At 41.6% G+C, this 18,957-nt stretch carries 14 protein-coding genes; 8 read left to right on the top strand and 6 right to left on the bottom strand.

The features are described from left to right. A partial coding sequence (locus DP116_RS01735; RefSeq protein WP_169153529.1) for a DUF3155 domain-containing protein occupies positions 1–114 on the top strand: 114 nt, incomplete at its 5' end. A 527-nt stretch (positions 115–641) separates the two neighbouring features. Here DP116_RS01735 and DP116_RS01730 read toward each other — a convergent pair. Continuing rightward, positions 642–1,172 (bottom strand): cofactor assembly of complex C subunit B, encoded by a 531-nt coding sequence (locus DP116_RS01730; protein ID WP_169153528.1) that lies wholly within the window; start codon positions 1,170–1,172, stop codon positions 642–644. Between the two features lie 54 nt (positions 1,173–1,226). Continuing rightward, positions 1,227–1,574, bottom strand: coding sequence for a PadR family transcriptional regulator (locus DP116_RS01725; protein ID WP_169153527.1), 348 nt, complete (start codon positions 1,572–1,574; stop codon positions 1,227–1,229). Positions 1,575–2,131: 557 nt separating this feature from the next. Here DP116_RS01725 and DP116_RS01720 point away from each other — a divergent pair. Together DP116_RS01720 and serS are read left to right on the top strand one after the other, a co-directional pair. Beyond that, complete coding sequence (locus DP116_RS01720; RefSeq protein ID WP_211173017.1) at positions 2,132–2,713, top strand: DUF3611 family protein; 582 nt, start codon at positions 2,132–2,134, stop codon at positions 2,711–2,713. A 345-nt stretch (positions 2,714–3,058) separates the two neighbouring features. Beyond that, on the top strand, positions 3,059–4,339 hold the full coding sequence (gene serS / locus DP116_RS01715) for a serine--tRNA ligase (protein ID WP_169153525.1): 1,281 nt from the start codon (positions 3,059–3,061) through the stop codon (positions 4,337–4,339). Between the two features lie 363 nt (positions 4,340–4,702). On the opposite strand, the gene DP116_RS01710 is transcribed toward serS, so the two are convergent. Continuing rightward, the gene (locus DP116_RS01710; RefSeq protein WP_169153524.1) at positions 4,703–6,982 is read right to left on the bottom strand and encodes a RelA/SpoT family protein; all 2,280 of its coding nucleotides are present in this window, start codon (positions 6,980–6,982) and stop codon (positions 4,703–4,705) included. Between the two features lie 299 nt (positions 6,983–7,281). Between DP116_RS01710 and patD the strand changes: the two genes are divergently transcribed. Next, entirely contained in the window at positions 7,282–7,632 is a 351-nt protein-coding gene (gene patD, locus DP116_RS01705) for a heterocyst frequency control protein PatD (RefSeq protein WP_169153523.1), read from the top strand. Positions 7,633–8,058: 426 nt separating this feature from the next. Further along, positions 8,059–9,729: a dipeptide ABC transporter ATP-binding protein gene (locus DP116_RS01700; RefSeq protein ID WP_169153522.1), complete on the top strand. Its 1,671-nt coding sequence runs from the start codon at positions 8,059–8,061 to the stop codon at positions 9,727–9,729. A gap of 232 nt (positions 9,730–9,961) precedes the next feature. Here the strand turns inward: DP116_RS01700 and DP116_RS01695 are convergent, their stop codons facing one another. The 3 genes from DP116_RS01695 to DP116_RS01685 form a co-directional block, all read right to left on the bottom strand. After that, positions 9,962–11,026: a glycosyltransferase family 2 protein gene (locus DP116_RS01695; protein WP_169153521.1), complete on the bottom strand. Its 1,065-nt coding sequence runs from the start codon at positions 11,024–11,026 to the stop codon at positions 9,962–9,964. Beyond that, the gene (locus DP116_RS01690; RefSeq protein WP_339381541.1) at positions 11,023–12,366 is read right to left on the bottom strand and encodes a lipopolysaccharide biosynthesis protein; all 1,344 of its coding nucleotides are present in this window, start codon (positions 12,364–12,366) and stop codon (positions 11,023–11,025) included. Before DP116_RS01690 ends, DP116_RS01695 begins: the two co-directional genes overlap by 4 nt. A gap of 71 nt (positions 12,367–12,437) precedes the next feature. After that, positions 12,438–14,744: a GumC family protein gene (locus DP116_RS01685; protein ID WP_169153520.1), complete on the bottom strand. Its 2,307-nt coding sequence runs from the start codon at positions 14,742–14,744 to the stop codon at positions 12,438–12,440. A 504-nt stretch (positions 14,745–15,248) separates the two neighbouring features. On the opposite strand from DP116_RS01685, the gene DP116_RS01680 reads away from it, so the two are divergent. The 3 genes from DP116_RS01680 (at position 15,249) to DP116_RS01670 (ending at position 18,917) form a co-directional block, all read left to right on the top strand. Next, positions 15,249–16,562, top strand: coding sequence for an O-antigen ligase family protein (locus DP116_RS01680; protein ID WP_169153519.1), 1,314 nt, complete (start codon positions 15,249–15,251; stop codon positions 16,560–16,562). A 15-nt stretch (positions 16,563–16,577) separates the two neighbouring features. Continuing rightward, complete coding sequence (locus DP116_RS01675) at positions 16,578–17,789, top strand: glycosyltransferase (protein WP_169153518.1); 1,212 nt, start codon at positions 16,578–16,580, stop codon at positions 17,787–17,789. A gap of 90 nt (positions 17,790–17,879) precedes the next feature. Then, complete coding sequence (locus DP116_RS01670; RefSeq protein ID WP_169153517.1) at positions 17,880–18,917, top strand: glycosyltransferase family 4 protein; 1,038 nt, start codon at positions 17,880–17,882, stop codon at positions 18,915–18,917. Positions 18,918–18,957: the final 40 nt, after the last annotated feature.

Raw genomic sequence — 18,957 nt, 5'->3', positions numbered from 1 at the left:
GAAAAGGGGCTGTTTGGAGCTCAATATGTTGAAGAGAATCACTTTTTATTTCCGAGCCTGAGGGTACTCGAAGCCCCACCAGGTCAGGAATCACTGGCTGTTGCTAGTCGTTGAACTAACATATGGCGATCATAGAGTTTGAATTTGGCTCATGACAACCATTAACAACCAAAATTGCTAGTTTTTTTTTAAGTTTCATTTTTTTTTAAGAATGTAGCTCACTTGCCAGTGTTAAGCTAGCAGTTTTGTCTTTAAGACTATCAACTCTAATCAAACTTTGTGTTTGTATGAGTTGAGTATTAGGTGTGAAAACGTACGTGGGAGTGAGGATACAGCGAACCCGTTCTGATCAAAGCTTTGGCACGCAGTTTCAAGCGAGATCACTTTTTTCTACAATTTGTGGAGAAGAGCTACAGATCTGGAGTCGTTTTACCTCCTCTCTCTATTCCATTTGTTATTCTGAAAAGTTATAAAATGATATGCCAGTCTGGACTCAGACTAGTCACTGAAAGATACTTATATAAAAATGCGAAAGCTTAAAAGCAAGGAAGTACCGTATCGTGGATACGAATGAAAGCTATAAGAGGTATAGCTTACGGTACAGCATAAGAGTGTAAGACTAAGAATAGAAAGAATAACAGCTATTCACAACTTTTTAATCCCAACGTCCTCCGTAACTCCGTGATTTCATCTCGATGGGCTGTTAGTGTTATTTGAGTTGGAGAGTGTTGGTCGCTTTCGGCTGCTTCCACCTTCAGCGACACCAACTCATGTTTGCCAGCTTTCTTCCAATAAAAAACACCACTCAAAGGTGAGACCAGCACCAACCCAAGAAATACTGTACTCAGGTTGGGAAAAAGTAGCGACAAAACCAGTGATAGACACAGAAGACCAACAGCTGCTAAAAGTGTTAAAAACACAGCTAAAAACCAGCTTGGTCTAACAATGCCTTCAAAAGTCACCTGGTTTTGTTTTGGGTCGACCGCTGCTACTCGGTAAGACCGTGTTTGAAAATACTCCCTTAATTGAGGCATTAAAGTAGCTTCGTCTTGCTCGCAAACCAGTTGTGTGGTTTGTGTACGATCTTTGGTAGAGGCACGAATAAAGAAAAATAGCCCGACCGATAATAAAAAAGTGAGCAGCAACGTGGATGGTAGAGTAGCAGTATCCATAAACTAGATTATGAGGGTTTCACAGGAGGTGATTTATTCATTATCAATGATTCGTTAACTTGTTCTCCCGCTTATATACTGTTGCCACAAACGAGCTAAATCCTGCGCTTTAAATTGCCATTCTGGAGAGACTTGGTACATTCGCCTAGGACGTCCCCGTCCTTCCAGCTTTTTCCAGTACCCAGTAATTGCCTTCTGGTCTTCGAGAAATTTAATCGCACTGTAAAGCACAGTATCTGAAAGCCGATAGGTTGGATATTCAGTTTCCAGTCGTTGGATCAACTCCGTTCCATAGGATTCGCTTGGTATCAAAATATACATTATATAACAAACAGCGAGTTCCTGACAAAGGTAAGTTGGCGGAGGATTTTCAAAGAAATGATATATATCCTCAAGTTTCATGGTTAATGAATGACGAAAAATGCCTAAGGGTTAAGCTTACAATCTGGTAAGAGTAGTGTAAAATACTACCCTTATAAAGTGAGTACATAGCACTGCTTAGGCTGGATCACCAAAGGGTAAAAATAACATGAGACAGATTTCACGCTTATTTATCGTGGAACCGATGCACCAACTATAGGAATACAAGTTTTTGTATCCCTACCCAAGTTTCTGACATTGTATTGAGGAGCGATTTAACAACGGCTATGCTGCAATCTTTAGTGTTAAGTAATGCCAAAGGCGTGAGGACTGCTTAAGCATAAAATACCGTCTAAGCAATTTTAAAGGGAAAATGCGGTATTTATGTAAAACTTAATCAAAACTTTGCTAGACAGTAATTTTCCTAGAGTTTTTGCTTAAAGATTAGGCAAAATATCATGTTTTCTTTCAAGCTTTGTGAATAGTGGGCACACTCAAAAAAGTTTGAAGTACGCAAGTTATTTACTAGAAATACTCTTATCACACTTACTAAGTATGATAGTAAATTTATCAAGCCCTCAGCACAAATGGTGATCAGTATGTCAGATTCGTCTACACTCCGGGCAATTGCCCAAATATTTCGCCTTACAGGATGGGTTAGCTTCTGGATTCAACTAGTGCTAGGTGTTGTTTCTGGGGTCATTTTGCTGTTCGCAGTCTTTAGTCAGAGAGGTGCCAATACCAGTAGTAACCCTGGAACTGGGTTTGGCGCTATTTTTGCCGTTGCTGGGCTTGTTGCTTTAGCAGTGGGCATTTATATAGCTTTCCGTTACACCAGACTTGGGCTACGACTAGAATCCTCAAATCCTAACAACCGCCCGCGCAAAGTTGAAACTGTTCAAGTTGTACGCTTTGCGATTATTGTGCATTTAGTAGGAATGCTATTGACTCTGTTAGGAGCACAAATAATTGTTGGGACTCTAGTCACAAAGTCATTGACTTTACCGCAATTGGGTGCTGGAGTAATCACCCAGATCGACCCTAGCCGGAGTATCCAACCCTTAGACATGTTTGTCGTGCAGGCAAACACAAATACGGTTACAGCCCATTTTGCGGGGCTTGTCGCGTCAATTTGGATACTCTACCGCATCTCCAAACCCCAGTCTGAGCGTAGTTCCTAGTGGATCATTTGTTGTTCGCTTTGGACTGCTTGAATGACTAACTAGTCACAGATCACTTACTTTTCCCTGCTAAGTACACAAGCGGAAAAAAATCAAGCTATGCAAAGATTTGTAAAAACGCCTAAAACCCTTACCAATGAACGGCAGGTGTTTTATGCCGCCAGACCCCAGTCGATCACTGCCTCCTCATGACTAATGACTAATGACTCATGACTGCCAAAACATCGTGAACTTTATTAATACCGACCTACTTATTTAGCTTTGGCAGTTGTCACCAGTCGGAAGTACTATATTTTGAAGTGTTAACTGTAAAGAAAATACTAGGCTAAAAATTAGGATAAATCTGTGCTGGACATTAAGTTAATAAGGGAAAATCCACAATTGGTTCAGGAACGGTTGAAAACTCGTGGTGGTGACTACGATATTCAGCCGCTTTTGGAGTTGGATAAACAGCAACGCGAATTGGAAGCGAAGCGAAATCAACTGCAAGCACGCAGTAACGAAATTGCGAAATTAATTCCGGAAAAGATAAAAGCTGGTTGCAACCCCACTGGACCAGAAATTCAAGCGTTGCGTGAGAATGGTAGTTCTGTCAAAGCTGAGATTGGGACACTGGAACCTCAAGAAAAAGAGCTATCAGCCAAAATCGAAGAACTTTTACTCACACTTCCTAACTTACCAAGCGACTCTACACCTGTTGGTAGGAGTGAGGAAGATAACCCAGAAGTGCGTCGTTGGGGTGATGAGTATCTTCCCCAAAACCCAAACATTCTTCCCCACTGGGAAATTGGCGAGAAGTTGGGTATTCTCAATGTTGAGCGAGCTGTAAAAGTCGCACAAAGTCGCTTTATCACCCTTATAGGTGCTGGTGCCAAACTGGAGAGAGCATTAATCCAGTTTATGCTTGATCGCCAGATAGCCGCAGGGTATGTGGAAGTTATTCCGCCATTTTTGATTAATACCGAGTCTATGACAGCTACGGGTCAATTGCCCAAGTTCGCTGAAGAAAGCTTTAAGTGTGCGGCGGATGATTTGTGGCTTACGCCTACGGCGGAGGTTCCTGTAACCAACCTCTATCGTGGTGAAACTCTCAATTTTGAAGATTTGCCTATTTACCACTGTGCTTATACTCCGTGTTTTCGCCGGGAGGCTGGGAGTTATGGACGCGATATGCGGGGACTGATTCGACTGCATCAATTCAACAAAGTTGAACTCGTGAAATTTGTCCATCCCAGCACTTCTAGTGAGGAACTGGAAAAGTTGCTAAACAATGCAGAAGCAATTTTACAGGCGTTGCAGCTGCCTTACCGAGTCATAGAATTATGTACTGGGGATATAGGATTTCACTCGGCGAAAACCTATGATATAGAGGTTTGGCTTCCTTCTTCTGGAAAGTACCGAGAAATTTCCAGTTGTTCCAATTTTTTGGACTATCAAGCGCGACGCGGGCAAATTCGCTTCAAAGAAAGTGGAAAGAAAGGAACCCAACTGGTGCATACTCTCAATGGTTCAGGACTGGCTGTGGGACGTACAATGGCTGCGATTTTAGAAAACTATCAACAAGAGGATAGAACGGTACGGATACCGGAAGCGCTGCAACCTTATATGGGACGCGAAGTACTGTGATTTGAGGGGCTTAGTTCCCTCCTTTTTAGGGCTACGTGTACACACACGTCATCGAATTACCCAAACCTCGGAACCTCACCCTGCCCTATCGGGCATGCGTCTGTTTATTAACCTCACCCTGCCCTATCGGGTATCCCTCTCCTTATTAACCTCACCCTGCCCTATCGGGCATCCCTCTCCTTATTAAGGAGAGGGAAAAGTTTTTGTGTAGCAAAAAGCGAGGGTGAGGTTTTCAGGGAGATGTGTGTACACCGTAGCCTTCAAAAGGAGGGCTAGGTAAGCAACCGGATTGTGTTATGACGGGAGTGTCGATTGACTCGTAATTCGTAATGATTATAGATTACGAATTACGGATTAATTTTACTATTCCTCGATTTGACCGACACGACGAATGTTGATAATGTCGCTCAGTTTTTTGATTTGAGTAAAGATCTGTTCCAATTGTGGTCGATCGCGTATCTCAATCCCCAAGTCAATCAATGCTGGTTGACTAGTCGCTGTTTTTACCTGAGCATGACGGACGTTGATGCCGTGGTCACTTAAGCGTGAGAGAATATCTTTTAGAATTCCTACGCGGTCGAGAGCCTCAATCTGAATATTCACAGGATAAGTCGCAGGACGAGAGTAGATTTCGCCTGGTGAGTTCCAATGAACTGGTACGAGGCGATCGCACTCTACATTCTCTAGATTCTGACATCCTTGGCGATGAATCGAAATGCCTCTACCTCGTGTGACAACACCAATAATCGGTTCTCCAGGAATCGGAGTACAACACTTAGCCAGATAATGGACTAATCCTTCTACCCCAATTATCGGTGAGTCAGTGGTGCGTGAGGTTGCTGGAGTAAGGTCTCGTAAAGCTTTGGTTGTTGAGGTGAGTTCTTTGGTCGGAACTAGAGGTGCATCTGCAACAGGTTGTTGCGCCTTTACGACTTCTCGCCAACGGTTGAGTACTAAATTCAGCGTCACTTCACCATAACCCAAAGCCGCGAGTAAATCTTCCATAGAATGATAATTACATCGCTCTGCTACTATCTGCATGGGTTGTGATTTAATCAGGTTTTCAACACCTGATCTCCCCAATTCTTTTTCCAACAATTCCCGTCCACGGGCAATATTTTCTTCCCGGCGCGATCGCTTGTACCACTGCCTAATCCGATTTTTCGCCGCCGAAGTTCTGACAAAATTTAACCAATCCAAACTGGGATGACCGTTCTTTTGTGTCAGAATCTCTACAATATCACCATTTTGCAGTCGCGTTGAAAGTGGTACCATCCGCCCATTTACCTTTGCTCCTGCACAGTGATTCCCAACTTCTGTGTGAATGCGATAGGCAAAATCTACGGTTGTGGAACCAGGATTTAAAGCAACCAAATCTCCCTTAGGTGTGAAAACATAAACATCATCTTCAAATAAGTTATCCTTGATGCTTTCCAAATATTCTTGAGCATCCTTGAGGTCATTCTGCCATTCCAGCAGCTGCCGCAACCAGGTAAACTTTTCATCTGATGGCCTCCAGTGGATAATGTTGGAGTCTCCTGTTTCTTTATACTTCCAGTGAGCTGCAATTCCATACTCGGCGACGTGATGCATTTCCAATGTTCTAATTTGCACCTCCAGAGGACGACCCCACGGACCTATAACTCCAGTATGTAACGATTGGTAACGGTTAGGTTTAGGTAAGCCGATGTAATCTTTGAATCTACCAGGAATTGGACGGCAAGCATCATGAACAATCGCTAAAGCACGGTAACATTCCTCATTGCTATTGACAATAATCCTTAGTGCTGCTAAATCGTAAATTTCGTGAAACTCTTTGTTTTGCCTCTGCATCTTCAGGTAAATGCTGTAGAGGTGCTTCGGACGTCCACTCATGTCCAGACACTTGATCCCCGCTTCCTCTACCCGAGTCCGTAAAGTTTCGGCAATTTTTGTCAATCTCTCTTCCCGCGCCGTTCGTTTTTCAGCGACATACTCCTGAATTTGCCGATAAGCCTCTGGTTCTAAATATTTAAAAGCTAAATCTTCCAGTTCCCATTTTATGCGCCAAATCCCTGAGCGATTAGCCAGGGGAGCAAAAATTTCTCGTGTTTCCAAAGCAATTGCGCGGCGTTTTTCATCACGAAGGAATTCCAAAGTCCGCATATTGTGGAGACGATCTGCTAACTTCACCACAATCACTCGGATATCTTGCGCCATAGCCAGAAACATTCTGCGAAAGTTCTCTGCTTGGCTTTCGGTCTTACTTTTGAAATTAATTTTAGAAAGCTTTGTCACACCTTCAACCAAAAGCCCCACTTCTTTGCCGAAGCGTTGCTCTATCTCTTCGATTGTGACATCTGTGTCTTCCACTATATCATGGAGGAAGCCAGCTGCTATCATGTCAGCACTGCCCCCTAAGTCTCTCAAGATTCCAGCAACAGCCACAGGATGACAAATGTATGGTTCTCCTGACTTACGGTACTGACCCTCATGCAACTGGTAAGCAAATTCAAATGCTTGACGAATTAAAGCCATGTCGCTTTGCCTTCGGCCATCTTCAGTTTCTGTGCCTACTACTGTATATGACCCATTTAGGCAAGTCTGTAGCCATTCTGGGAGAGTAACATCAATTCTGGTAGTGACTACAACAGTGCTGCTCATAGAAAGAATCGGGGGTGGCTAGGTAATTGATAGTAAAGTGAGAAATTGAAAAAACAAACTCTTACTGACACTTGCACTTTCGTCCTTCTGTGTGGAGTAGATTCCCCAAGGCAAAGAGTGCAAATTATCCAGTACGAGTGTCTCGGATCATAAAGTCGGTAAAATCGATGAAATGCCAAATCCAGCCCCAATTTTCATATGAGACAACAGATTCGGAAATAAAAATTAACAAAGTTTGGTCTATTTGAAAAGTTTCTTGACATTACCTTGACTTTAATAGTATCTCAAGAAGAACTTAGATGTCTCTAACTCGCGATAAGTATCACGTATTGAAGGTATTGCTGAAACAATTGCATTCGGATGTCATGACTACCAAAGTAGATGCATCCGAAGTCGCGCAGCGTGTGAGATCCTTGCAACAATTTTTTCAGCAACAGATTGTCCCTTTAGTTAATCTGGACACAGACAGCAATGATGAGAGTCGGTTACAGTCAAATCAGACGGAAATGAGTAAGCAGCTGCGGCTGTTGGAAATAGATGTCATGTTTTTCCAAGGAGCGCGGCAAGCTTCCACTGCCAAGAGTAGGCTTGATGCCATAGGCGATCGCCTGACTACTCTCATCAATTACTGTAATGCCATATTGCAATAAATAGTACCAGAAGGGCAAGCCGTAACCCATGAAAAAATGACAAATTAAAATTAAAAATTGAAACTTAAAAATCTTGAACTTTTTTTAAACTCTTTTCATGGAAATTTGTTGAGGTTTTGTAGTCATCTTTACATATTTCCTGGGCACAATTCGTTGTAAATAGCGTCAAAAGTCAAGAATCCTTAAAATTTAAACTTTTGACTGATAAAAAACTTCAAACTCGCTGAAGCAAAAATAAGTATAAAATAATTCTTTATAAGTAGAAAACCAAAGTGATAAACCTGGTGATTTATCCGTATACTCATTGGAATTATTGGTGCGTTCTCAGTTATATTGTTGTTTTTAAAAGATACTCTGGTAATAATCCTGACATATATTATGTATGTCAGAGAAAAAAGCTGATAGCTGATATCTGATAGCCTAATTATGAGTGAAGCCTTATTTTGTATTGAAAATTTGCGAGTCGCTTATCCTCATCGCAGCGACGAAGAAGCCCAGTGGGCAGTAAATGGTGTGTCTTTCATCCTGCAACCTGGGGAAAGAATGGGATTGGTTGGAGAATCAGGCTGCGGTAAGTCAACTCTAGGACGCGCAGCAATGCGGTTACTACCACCCTCAAGCCAAATTGAGGGACGAGTAACGTTTCAAGGGCGTTCAGTGTTTGAGATGACGCCAGAACAGTTGCGTAAATTCCGAGGAGAAGCAGTCGCGCTGATATTTCAAGATCCCATGACGCGCCTTGATCCATTAATGACGATTGGCAATCACTGTTTGGAAACATTAAAAGCTCACTCACCACAATTGTCCACCAAACAAGCCAAAGAAAAAGCAATTGCGACTTTAGAAAAAGTTAAAATTCCTGCCAGTCGTTGGAGTCAGTATCCCCACGAGTTTAGCGGTGGAATGCGTCAGAGGGTGGCGATCGCCCTAGCCTTACTTCTGTCCCCCAAGTTAATTGTTGCTGATGAACCCACCACAAGTTTGGATGTCACAGTTTCCGCACAGATTTTGCAGGAACTCACACGGCTGTGCGGGGAAGAAAACATGGCACTGCTATTAATTTCTCACGATTTGGCTCTTGTTGCCGAGTATTGCGATCGCATTGGCGTCATGTACAACGGCAAAATGGTTGAAACGGGTTCTTCCCAGACTGTGTTCCAGCAACCCCAACACGAATATACACAGTCTCTCCTCAAAGCAGCTTTGCATATTCAAACAGTTGATGAAAGCACCTCATTCTCTGACTTCTCCTCAATACCCGTTCACAGAGGACAAGAGGTTCAGTCAACGCCCATACTTCGCGTCTTAGAATTACAACAGCATTACACCTTAGAACCCAACTTTATAGAGCGATTGTTAAAACGGCAAAATCAAACCATTAAAGCGGTGGATGGAATCAACCTAGAACTTTATCCAGGAGAAATTCTAGGATTAGTTGGGGAGTCGGGTTGCGGCAAAAGTACACTATCACGGACAATATTGCAACTGATTCGTCCCACAGCAGGTAAAGTCGAGTTTTTGGGACAGGATTTAACGAACTTATCGCGTCAACAAGTTCGTGCGTCTAGGCGGCAAATGCAAATGGTCTTTCAAGATCCCCATGCTTGCTTAAATCCAGCGATGACCGTAGGACAAAGTATAGCTGACCCTTTGCTGATTCACAAGCTAGCGGTTCCCGCGAATGCAAAACAACAGGTGCTGTCGATGCTGGAAAAAGTGGGGTTAAAACCACCACAAGTTTATTATGAACGTTATCCGTCAGATTTATCTGGGGGACAGCAGCAAAGAGTGGCGATCGCCCGTGCTTTAATTACTCGTCCTAAGCTACTCATCTGCGATGAACCAGTGAGTATGTTAGATGCTAGCGTGCAGTCGCAAGTTTTAGATTTGATGTTGGAGTTGAAAGAAGAATTTGAGTTAACGTATTTATTTATCACTCATGACTTGTGGTTAGCGCGGTTTTTGTGTGATAGGATTGCTGTCATGAATAGTGGCAAAATTGTAGAAATTGGTCGCACTAAACAGATTTTTGCCAATCCACAACATCCTTACACAAAAACATTACTTGCTGCAGCTCCTCTGTTAGGGCGAGCATAATTCAGTACTGATTTATAAGTAACGACTGCTGAGTGTGAATGACTCAGCAGTTAAGAGCACCATAATTTCAATTTTGGTGGTTTCTATCAGGTTCGGTTAATTAGTTATAATTTTCGCTCTGCTCTGAACCCCACCCCTTAATCCCCTCCCCTTATTAAGGGGAGGGGAGACAAAGCGCAGCTTTGGCGGGGTGGGGTGCGTGGGAATTATGGGTAATTTACGGGACTTGATATCAGACATCCTTTAGAACAACGCTATAAGATTTTTTTGCTAATTCTTCTTGTTGAATGCGTCGTTTTTGAATAGTTCCGGCAATTTTTAAAGCAACAGACTGTACTTGATGGTACAGCTGGCGTGGCATGAGCCAGAGAAAATAAGCTGCAGCGAGGGTGATAATTGTACGGTGTGGTTCTTCTAGTATAATTCGCCAGTGGGTAGAGAGCGATCGCCAAGCAAACTCCACAGCTGTTGAACCATCTTCTAAAGTCACTGCCCTTCGGGCTAAATGCCGTAGTTGATAAGCTATAGCGATTTTTTCTAACTGGGCCATTGATGCTGGAGGTACGTAGGCGCGTGCTTTTTCCAGCATTGTTTCCCAAGAATGTAATTTTTTCACCAGTTGAGCCGAAAAGCCCTGGGAATTTATTCGATAAAGCGTCAAAGCTTCAGGAATTCCCTCTATAAGCCATTTCGTTTTTATCGCTATCCGCAGCCAAAGTTCCACATCTTCTGAAGGGTGCAGTTTGCGATCATCATCAAAATAAAAGTTTTCTACCACTCCATAAAGATTATCTTGGAATGCAATTTCTTCAAAAACCTCACGCCGAATCACGGGAACCGATCCATTTCCTATGGGAGTGCGACAAAGTATATCAAGTGGGGTAATCTCCTTAAGCTTGGTTATTTGATAAATACCCAAAGGCTTCCCCGCTTCATCGATTAAAGAAGAGCGACAAAAACTCACCCCCACTGCTGGTGAATTCTTTAAATGTTCAACATGTTGTTCTAACTTTTCGCTTACCCATAAGTCATCTGCATCTAAAAAAGCCAAATATTCTCCTTGAGCATGACGAATACCAACGTTTCGAGCCGCTGCAACTCCCCGATTTTCCTGACGGATTATTTTGATTCTATTGTCTGTAAATTGCTGGCAAATTTCTATGCTTTTATCCGGAGAACCATCATCAATAATGATCAACTCAAAATTTTTATAGGTTTGATCAAGAACTGATTGTATTGTTGCTGCTACATATTTCTCAACTTTGTAAACTGGAATGATCACAGAAACTTTTTTCATAGAAGCGCCTCATTTTTCTTACTTTTTGGAAAAACATAACGTGTTGCCCACAATGTAAACAGAGGTAAAAACACAAGATGAACTAATAAAACAGATATAGCTACAACAATTATTTGCCAATGTTCTCCGAGATGAACTGATAAGACAGATGTATCTACACCAAGAACTTGTAAGTTCACTCCTATCAGAATTGCTATGCTAAATAGGATAGTAAATAAGACATTCCAATGTAAATCTAAATGAGGTTTCCCAACAGCTATAAGCAATTGGGATGCAGCGTCTGCAAAGGGTCGTGGAATTGCCGATAAGCAAATGAGAACAACGATGGGGATAGCAGGCTGCCATTTCTTACCAAAAACAATTGGTACATAAATATGAGCTAAACTGGATTGGAGTATGACAAAAGGAACAATGGTAGCGCGAATAGTTTTCAGACTATTAAAATAGGATTTTTTCAATTCAGACAATTCTGAGCGTACTGCACATAAATGAGGCAAAATTGCTGAGTTAATAGCATTGATAAAACTTAAACTAATTCCTAATCCTGCGTTAAAACCAAAGAAGTATAACCCTAATTCTTGAATTCCATATTCAGGATCTCCTGGGTTGACCACAAAGCGACCAACCAATAAATAATCTAAGTTATTTCTTAATGTTCTTAATAAGGAGACGCCTAAAAGATTTTTCCCAAATTTTAATATCTGTCCCCAATTTTTTGTAGTAAATCCTGTGTTTAAACGCCAAGGATGTGCTCTGTAGTATATTAAGGGTTCCATAGGTGCAGCTAATATTGGAGGCAACACCAACGACCATACACCCATACCTGATACAGCAAAAATCGCACTCAATATACTGCCAGTCAAGTTTTGAAGACTATTCGTAATAGCTATTACTTTCAGACGATTTTCTCTTTGGATGAGAGTTTTTTGTATGGTAGATAGAGGCCAAATTAAGTAAGCTAAACCTGAAACAATAATTGGCAAAATCAGATTTGGACTTTTATAAAACCAAGCTATGGGAAAAGCCGCAATAGACTGAATCAGAAAAAGACTCAAAAAAACGACCCAACTTAACCAGTATGCAGAGTTACACAAATCCTCTAATTCTTCTTCTTCAGCCTGAATAATCTTTGCTGCTATACCTACATCAGCAAACGTGATTGAAAACTCACGTACTGTCATTACAATTGCACCCAAACCGTAGTCGTGGCGGCTCAAAAACCGCGCAATGATCACAACTAATCCCAAGCGCAAAACTCTGTAGATAATCTCTGAGATACTCAGCCAGCCAACATTTCGGATGAATTGACTGGAGAATTTTTTCTTGATAATGTTTATCACAGGATGAATTGATCTTATTATTATCTTTCAGACAACTAACGAGTGACGAAAATATCACTGTCTGCTACTAGCTACCGTTCAATGGTATCAGCTACTATGCCCAAGACTGGAACCTGACCAGTTTTTAATTCTTCCAAGGCTTGGTGCAAAGAAGGACGAACTGTTTTACCAAGTCCTGCAACCATCAAAACTCCATCGACACGATTTGCTAAGATGCTTGTGTCTAAAAGTCCCATAATGTGTGGTGCGTCATACACAATTAAATCATAGTTTGCATGGGCTTCCTCCACGAAATTCTCCATTCTTTGAGATGAGAACAGCTTTGTGGGATTTTGTGGTGCATCACCAGCCGTGATCACAAAAAGATTTTCTTCTCTGGGTGCTTGTCCAACAACATCATTAAAATCTATACCTAGAAAAAGTATCTCGCTAAGTCCTTTGATGTTAACTAAACCTAATGCATGATGAACTTGAGGATGACGTAAATTAGCATCTACTAGTAGCACTTTTTGACCTGCTTGAGCTGCTATCTTTGCTAAATTCACTGCTACTGTAGATTTTCCATCGCCACTTGTCGCTGATGTGACGACTATTGAGTGGATAGAAGCTTGTGATTTGAGAGAGTTTATTCTGTTATAAAGAGAGCAAAAAGCTTCGGTAAAAGCTGTTGTTTGATACTCCTGAGTCTTTGCTTTTACCTGTGGTGCAAATTGATTTTTTCCTTTTTGATCTGCTAATGGGAGTTGTTTATCAGTGACAGAAGTTGGGTGTCGCAATTCTTTATGGAAAGGAACGACCGCAAAAACTGGTAGTTTGGTTGTACGTTTGATTTCCTCAGAATCGCGAAAGACATTTTGCGAATTTTCCAGAACAAAAGCAGCCAGAGTTCCTAAGAGTAAACCTCCAACAACTCCTAATGCAATGTTACGCTCACCATTGAGTCCTACTGGTACGAGATGACCTTTTTTGTCACGAGGGAGTGTGGGAGGCGTAATCACTTCCCAAGGAAGATCTTGTTGAGCAGCATCTACCCGCAGTGCTTCTTGCTTAGTTAAAATCTGGTTGAGAGTGTCGCTAGAAACTTGCAATTCCCTTTGCAAATTGGCATACTGACGTGAAAGGGCAGGATATTCCTGAATTTGTTGATTTAGCTCAGCCGTTGCTTTTTGATTAGCTTGGAGGCTACTTTCTAAGGCCTGATTTTGGTTAGCGGTATCAGCCAGTTGTTTGATCAGGTCACGGCGAACCGAGTTTTGATAAACTCCGACTTGGGAGTTATCCCTCCCGCCATTCCTGCCTAATGCTAGTTTTGCTTCTTGCTGTACTAAAGGTAGCAGTTTCCGTCGCTGTTCGCGCAAATTCCGCATGACTGGGTTGTTGTCAGTCAGGCGCGTTGACTCTGTGGCAATTTTTGTTTCTACCTCTTGCAGACGAGTGAGGACTTGCTGATATTGGGGTGATTCACTCAAGGCTGATGCGGCGATCGCTGTATTCTCTGACATATCCAATTGCTTTTGCAAAGAAGCAGAAAGTGAGCGAGTTTCAGCTAAGCCTCTTTCAATTTCTATGCGCTGTGTTTTGAGTTCATCAACTCTGTTGAGCAATTGCTTACCCTGAAGTTCCGGGTTAAACATATTGTGCTTCTTTTGGAACACTTGCATTTGTCCTTGAAGTGTATTCACCCGGAATTGTATTTTGGGAATCTGCTGCTCAATGAATTTTATTCCTTGACGTAAATTTGTTTGCTGTTGTTCTTTACTGTAGTTTTGATATGCTTGTGATACCTGCTCTAAAACATACTGGACTTTTTGGGGGTTGGATTCTCGATAGCGAACCTCCACAACTCTTGATAGGTCTTTGCCTTTACCAAGCCGACTAATGTGTAGCGTACCAACTCGCTCAGGAGACACTTTACCAGACACATCACTGCCAACAAGTTGATCGTAGCTAATGTTTGGATAGCGGTTTTTCAGATTTTTAACAACTGGCTCTATCAGCTTTGGACTTTTTAAAACCTCCATCAAAGCCTGATAATCCATGTCGGTTTTATTCTGTTTGGTGATTTCGTTGATATTTTGCTTTAAAGTTTCCGATAGCAAAAGCAGTAACTCACTATCAGCACTTTTTAATGGTTCAACTAATATCTGAAACTTCCCTTCATATTTTGGAGTTCGAGTTGCTGTCCACGCAATAGCCACTGTCGTCACAATAACTGTCGCACTAGCAATCAAACCTAAGCGACGACGCAATACAGATAAAACCTGATTAAAACCTGTATTTTCTTCTTCACCTTCTGGTCTTCTCCAGAACAAATACGGCTCTTTCAAGATAGTATTGGAATTTCTCAAGTACTGCAAGCTTTGTTCCTTAGTTGGCATTGGTTTTCCCATTCACACATATTGAATACACGATTTTGTCAATCTATATTTTTAGATACTGAATTCTAGCCAACTTGCCAGAAACACAAACGGGATAACTATTTGCAATGGTGTTGCATTTGCAACTAAAAATGGTAGCGTGAGTACGGTACGGCTAACATCCAACAAGGTGATGCGGTTACAGACTCTGCACCCATTAGTTTTTTTTTGCGCAGAGTACTCCCTGATGATAGGGATAAATATACCAGATTTTTGCTAGTTTCAGTATCCTCTAACATACCCTCCTACGTATGTGTTCTGCTCTTCTTTACATAAAATTCATAAAAATGAGTTTGCTAATAAAGATAAAGTAAAGTCAAAACTTAGGATGAATCAAAAATCACTTATGTGGACATAATTATACGAGAGTTAAAGAGGATAGTCTTTAGACGGTAAATTTATTTAGTTTTTCTGTTCAAAAATTTTTCTTGAGACGGCTAATGAGTTATTGCAAATAGAGTTGCCATGCACAGATTATCAAGGCTAGCCGAAAAGGTATTTGTTGTATTGACTCTGTTTTTTTCGACAAGTGCCTTGATACCTATTCTTATAGAAAAAGAAGATTCTGTGGATGCGAGCCAAGATCCATACACTCCAATCCTGTTTATGGGAGTCTATGTCGTGACTCTCTTCTTGGTTATTAAAAACAGGAAAAGTTTTTTGTACGTTGCCCAGAAAGACATTTGGATCTGGCTACTGGTAGGAATTGCATTAGCATCCGTGTTGTGGACAGTAGCACCAGATCTTACCCTACGTCGTGGTGTACTTCTTTTGGGGACAACGGGATTTGGAGTATACTTAGCTACACGTTACACCATGAGGGAGCAATTAGAATTATTAGCCTGGATGTTCGGGTTAATAATATTACTAAGCTTTGTGTTTGCTATAGCACTGCCATCTTATGGTTTAATGACCTTTCAGGAAGAAGGTGCTCACGCGGGAGCTTGGCGAGGTGTCATAGCGCACAAAAACCACTTGGGTCGTCTCATGAATGTCAGCACTATAGTCTTTCTCTTACTCTGTGTTGATAACTCCCTTTATCAACAGAAATCTCAACAAAAATATAAATGGATTCTGTGGGTTGGTTTTGTTCTTTCAGCGATTTTAATCATTCTTTCAACATCAAAAACAGCCTTCGTTGTTTTTCTGAGTTTGACAACTATTTTGCAACTTTATAAAGCTTTGCGAGGCAATTATAACCAAGTCATTCCTTCAGTCCTAACTGTGATTCTTTTAGTAGGAAGCATAGCTATCTTGTTATTAGATAATTTACCAGTCATTGCGACTGCATTAGGTAGGGATTTGACACTGACAGGACGCACAGATATTTGGGGAGTCATGTTTGAGCTAATTTGGGAACGCCCTTTATTAGGCTACGGTTTTAATGCGGTTTGGCAAAGCTGGGATAATGAGGTGACAGCCTACCTTTGGCGCACCTTGGAATGGCAATGTCCTTATGGTCACAATGGCTTTATGGATTTATTGGCAGAATTGGGGATAGTAGGGTTAATCGTTTTTTGCATAAGCTATGTAACCGCCTGTATAAGAGGAGTCATGTGGTTACGAGCGACTAAAGTGGTAGAAGGTTTATGGCCTTTAATGTATCTGACGTTTTTATTTTTATCCAACGTCACAGAAAGCACTCTTGTCGCAACTAACAGTATCTTTTGGATATTATACATATCAATAATTTTCTCAACGGCTGTGGAGTATGAACAAGCAAAAAAATACAACTATTATCTCAGTGTGATGGCAGACGAAGAAGGAAGAATAAATTGAGAACGTATTAAAATTATGAAGATTACTTTAATATGTCATGACATTCCCTACCCTCCGAATCGTGGTGCGCGAGTAGAGATGTGGCGAAGAATAAAAGCCTTCTCTAATATCGGCGTGGAGTTACAACTCATATCTTGGATCAATGAACCGCTACAACCAGAGGAAATAGCTGAAATTAAGAAATATGTAAAAGAAATTTCTCTCATACCATTTAAACGTACACTAGGCTCTCTTGCTCGTAGGGCAATTGACTTATTACATTATCCTTTAGAAGTGACTTCTCGGATTGTCAGGGGAAAAGAGTTAACGACTCTGCTTTCTGGTGTCCGTCTTTTTCATCCTGATGTTATCTGGTTGGATGGAATTCACGGTGGAGAAATCGCAGATAAGTTAAGCAAAAAGTTAAATGTACCCCTGATCACTCGCTCTCACAATATAGAGTACCTATATTACCGTCGGTTACTTGCATCTACAACAGACTTTACAAGTAAGCTCAAAAGATATTTGTCAGTATCTCACTTGGAAAGTTTTGAAAAAGACTTACTGAAAAAGAGTACTTTATTCTACGATATCTCTGTAGATGACTTCAAATTTTGGCAAAGTCAAGGCTTTAGGAATGGGCGCTACTTACCGCCTATTGTTGAGTTTCCTAAAGATAATTATTCAGAACAAGCCCATGATCAAATCAGCGCCAATCTTGTGTATGACGTTGTGTTTCTAGGGAACCTAAAAGTTGACAACAACGTAGCTGGTATAGTCTGGTTCATAACACAGGTTTTTCCGATTATACGCTCTGCATTACCCACTGTTAAAGTGCTAATCGCTGGTTCAAATCCTGTAAAGAAAGTCAAGCAACTATGTGAGGAACACCAAGGTGTCTCTTTAAGCATCAATCCAGCATCCTCTCTAGCAGTTTACCAGTCGGGACGTGTTCTGATTAATCCGGTTTTAACAGGTAGCGGGGTGAGTATAAAGTCTATAGAAATGCTTGTCTCTGGTAGACCTATTGTTTCTACACCTCAGGGAATAGCTGGTTTGCCAGAAGAGGTGAGAAAACTTTTTAAAATAGCTGTTAATGCTCAATCTTTCGCCGAAGAAATAGTGAGATTGTTATCAACTCCCCTAAAGGTTAATGTTGAGCAAGAATTGCTTGAGTCACTGTTCGGTCCTCAAGTCGTCGAAGGTGTTGTGTCGGATATCAACAAAGAAGTCTTTACTGTAAACTGACAAAAACAGATTCAAAGAACATGAAAGCATATTGTACATGGTGAGTCATTTATACTATAAAGAATTTCTACATAGGTATTCTCAATTTATATGCATTGGACAATTGCAGCCCCTTTTATTAACCAACAGAACCTCGTAAACGAGCCTTGGTTAACTCGAAATGTTCCCGGCGATCGCCACCAGTTCCATATCGTTCCACGTTCAAAACCGTTAGGAAACTGGCACAATCAGAAATCTTCTGTGACTGGATTCAGAAGTTGGCTAATATATTGGCAACATGGTATGGAAGCGATGAAGGCGTCTGAGGGGGGCGTGATCACCCTTTTTCCTCAGCTACCAGCAGTCATAGGAATGCAACAACGGATGACTGGCAAGAAGCGCATTCCTGTAGTAGCTTGGTTATTTAATGTTGGCACCTGTTCTAGTGGGATTCGGCAGGCGATCGCCCAATTTAGCCTAAAACACATTGATCACTTTGTTGTCCACACACGCCATGAAGTAGATATCTACCACCACTGGTTGGGAATCCCAAAGGAGCGTTTTGAATTTGTCCCCTATCATCAACCAGAGATTCCCATAACATATGAAGAGAATACGACCCATCCTTTTATCACAGCACTCGGTTCTGCTCATCGCGACTTTTCCACCTTCTTCCAAGCAGTAGAAAAGCTAAACCTACCAACGGTTGTCGCATCAAGCCAACGTGCATTAGAAGGATTAACCATTCCGCCGAATGTAAAAACACCGTTTGGCATTGAGAGGGCAGATTGCCTGCGTTTAGCTCAAGAGGCGCGCATCAGCGTCGTACCTCTGCGTCCATTGCCCCAAGTGACAGCAGCAGGACAAGTCACTATTGTAGAAGCTATGCTCATGGGTCGTGCAATCATCGCCACCCGTTGTCATGGAGCAGAAGATTATATTCAGCATGGCGAGACAGGTTTGTTAGTTGAACCGAAATCTGTTGATGACTTAATGCAGGCGATAGAAATGTTATGGAACGACCCAGCACTACGCAACCGTCTTGGTCAAGCAGCTAAACGCTATGCTGAAGAACATTTTTCTTGTGATGCTGCAGGAGCAGCTTTGGGCAGAATCCTAGATAAAGTTGCAGACGCAGCAGGTATGTAGTTCTATCAAATAACTAACGATGTCTTGTGAGTAGACTAAT

The organism is Brasilonema bromeliae SPC951, assembly GCF_012912135.1.
GTDB classification, from domain to species: Bacteria; Cyanobacteriota; Cyanobacteriia; order Cyanobacteriales; family Nostocaceae; genus Brasilonema; species Brasilonema bromeliae.
This window is presented reverse-complemented; position numbering and strand designations above follow the sequence as displayed.

What these genes read in the sequence shown, in the direction of transcription:
- DP116_RS01730 (WP_169153528.1), bottom strand. Translation starts at nt 1,172, where the DNA reads ATGGATACTGCTACTCTACCATCCACGTTGCTGCTCACTTTTTTATTA.
- DP116_RS01720 (WP_211173017.1), top strand. Translation starts at nt 2,132, where the DNA reads ATGTCAGATTCGTCTACACTCCGGGCAATTGCCCAAATATTTCGCCTT.
- DP116_RS01680 (WP_169153519.1), top strand. Translation starts at nt 15,249, where the DNA reads ATGCACAGATTATCAAGGCTAGCCGAAAAGGTATTTGTTGTATTGACT.
- DP116_RS01725 (WP_169153527.1), bottom strand. Translation starts at nt 1,574, where the DNA reads ATGAAACTTGAGGATATATATCATTTCTTTGAAAATCCTCCGCCAACT.
- DP116_RS01675 (WP_169153518.1), top strand. Translation starts at nt 16,578, where the DNA reads ATGAAGATTACTTTAATATGTCATGACATTCCCTACCCTCCGAATCGT.
- DP116_RS01685 (WP_169153520.1), bottom strand. Translation starts at nt 14,744, where the DNA reads ATGCCAACTAAGGAACAAAGCTTGCAGTACTTGAGAAATTCCAATACT.
- DP116_RS01695 (WP_169153521.1), bottom strand. Translation starts at nt 11,026, where the DNA reads ATGAAAAAAGTTTCTGTGATCATTCCAGTTTACAAAGTTGAGAAATAT.
- DP116_RS01700 (WP_169153522.1), top strand. Translation starts at nt 8,059, where the DNA reads ATGAGTGAAGCCTTATTTTGTATTGAAAATTTGCGAGTCGCTTATCCT.
- DP116_RS01670 (WP_169153517.1), top strand. Translation starts at nt 17,880, where the DNA reads ATGCATTGGACAATTGCAGCCCCTTTTATTAACCAACAGAACCTCGTA.
- patD (WP_169153523.1), top strand. Translation starts at nt 7,282, where the DNA reads ATGTCTCTAACTCGCGATAAGTATCACGTATTGAAGGTATTGCTGAAA.
- DP116_RS01710 (WP_169153524.1), bottom strand. Translation starts at nt 6,982, where the DNA reads ATGAGCAGCACTGTTGTAGTCACTACCAGAATTGATGTTACTCTCCCA.